Consider the following 2,280-nt stretch of genomic DNA (forward strand, 5'->3'; position numbering starts at 1 on the left):
GTCGTCTGAGAGAGTGGTGAGGTCTGTATGGTGACGGGGCTCAGCTGCTCCATAGAGGGCTGGCTGGTGCTCCCTCTGTAGTGCATCATGTACTGTAGTCCTTTATCATTCCGTAGGTCGACCATGAGGGAGGGGGCATAATTGACGATGCTCCGCTCGTGATCGTAGGTGACCTCCTCGCCGTCCGTGGTGATGGTGCGCGTATAGGTGGGCAGTGCATCGACTCCGAGAGAGATACTGCTCATGGGTCTCGGCCGGTACCGAGCCATAGCGCCTATCCGGTGATTGAGATACCGATTACTGGAGCCTCTGGAGTACCGCTTGTCCAGTATGGTGTACTCGCCATCTGCGTCAGCCCTATAGGCGAGACGATCACTTGTCCTCTGCTCTCCGTCGAGGCTGTAGCTGCCCTGGAGAGACCAGTACTTGCTGATAGGCTCTAGGAAAGAGACGGAGATGCCCCCTCGGTTACTCTCGTTGCGGGAGCTTGTGAGCTGGTCTAGGATCTCCTTACGGCTGCCTTTGGTAAAGGAGGTGACGCTCTTCAGTGTCCCGTCGCTGTCGCCTGACTCGTGCCTCCCAAAGACCCTGACGTAGATATTTCGCCCCTCGTCATTAAAGGTGTGGCGAAAGTGGAGATAGCCGCCTGCTCCCTCGTTGCTGCTCTTCTCCTCACTCTCGGAGGAGCCTGAATTGATCGTCTCGCCCTCCCTGGCCTCTGTGCTGTACTGGGACAGCGAGTGGGATCGACTACGACCGACACTGATATCCGGCATAAAGAAAAGCGCGGTCTTGTCTGACGGTGTCCACTTCAGACGACCGTTCATAGAGCCTCGGCGAGAGAGGTTTCCCTCGGATGAGGTGTTGCGATCAGTGGTCGTGTGAGTGGCGTTTCCGAGGAGGTTTTCCCGAGTCATTCGGCTAGAGAGGGTGTTGTCATTTTCCCGGTAAGAGAGTTCTGCCGTGACGTTGAGCTTGTCACTTATTTTATTGTCATAGTTGGCTCCCACAGAGCGCCGCTTTCTGTCTCCTCTCCCGCGTCGTACGCCATCGGTGTTGTTGAGATTGGCGAGGAGAGTGACGCGCTCGTCTCCCCTGAATCCCGACCCCATCAGGTCTACTCTGTAGCGGTCTTTGGTTCCGTAGCCGGCTTTGAGGTTGCCGAGAAGACCTTTCTTCAGTTCCTCCTTGACATTCAGATTAAGTATTTTCGTCTTCTCTCCGTCGTCCATTCCGGTAAGTCGGGTCTGCTCGGACTTCTTGTCGACTACCTGCACGTTCTTGATCAGATCAGCGGGAAGGTTCTTCGTTGCCATGGTAGGATCGGAGGAGAAGAAGTCTCTGCCGTCCAGCTCCACCCGCTCGATGGACTCCCCATTATAGGTGATATTGCCCTCGGCGTCCACCTCGATCCCGGGGATCCGGCGCAATAGCTCCTCCACCGAGGCTCCGGGACGAACCTTGAAGGCACCGGCACTGAACTGAACCGTGTCCTTCTTGATCGTCACAGGACTCGACTGCCCCACGACCTTCAGCTCGCTCAGTGCCGTGGAGGTGGGTGAGAGCTTGATCTTCCCAAGGTCGATCTTGGTGCTCTTGTCTATGGATACCGCCTTGCTGTACGGCGTGTAGCCGATGAAGCTGATGTCGACTAAGTAGCTGCCGGGAGTGGAGACGCTGAGCCTGAAGTGACCCTGCTTATCCGTCATCACTCCTTGCACCAGCGTCGAGTCAGAGGCACTCAGGAGCCTCACACTCGCAGCGGTCATCCACTCCTTTTGCTCTTCGTCGTAGACTCGCCCTTTGATCTCTCCGGAGTTGGTCTGCGCATAGGCTGTGGGTAGGAGAAGTAAAGTGAGAAATAGCCCCATCATAGCGGAAGGGCGCATTATGGCGGGTGAGTGATCCATCTGGTGCAGAGGTGGTGAATGTCCTAAAACTGTCGCAGGAGTGAGTGTGTAACTCTGGAAGCAAACTTACAGAAAGTGAGGAAAGAAAAAAAGCGACTGTAAGTGACGATCTATCGTACTTACAGTCGCTTCCTAACGGGAGCCTTCTATAGGACTCGAACCTACGACCATCTGATTACAAATCAGAAGCTCTACCAACTGAGCTAAGAAGGCAGGTGGGCAAGCTGTCTACATCGCGCCGCTACAACCCACTACCCTTGCTGCGATCAAGCCCTGGGGGGATTCGTGGGGAGCTGGCCGTGTAGGACTTGCCCGTATCTGTCGGCTTGACACTGCAAAGGTACGGACTTTTTCCCTACTCTCAAAGTGT

1 protein-coding gene, 1 tRNA gene and 1 other RNA gene are annotated in these 2,280 nt (G+C 55.4%); all 3 read right to left on the bottom strand.

The features are described 5' to 3' along the window. On the bottom strand, window positions 1-1,874 hold a 1,874-nt coding region (locus Q0F21_RS07365), incomplete at its 3' end, for a carboxypeptidase-like regulatory domain-containing protein (RefSeq protein WP_297238728.1). Between the two features lie 176 nt (window positions 1,875-2,050). Next, window positions 2,051-2,123 (bottom strand) — tRNA-Thr (locus Q0F21_RS07370). 1 nt (window position 2,124) lies between these two features. Then, an RNA gene (gene ffs, locus Q0F21_RS07375) (signal recognition particle sRNA small type) lies at window positions 2,125-2,224 on the bottom strand. Window positions 2,225-2,280 lie beyond the last annotated feature (56 nt).

The sequence above is a fragment of the uncultured Porphyromonas sp. genome (assembly GCF_934359325.1).
Classification (GTDB): Bacteria; Bacteroidota; Bacteroidia; order Bacteroidales; family Porphyromonadaceae; genus Porphyromonas_A.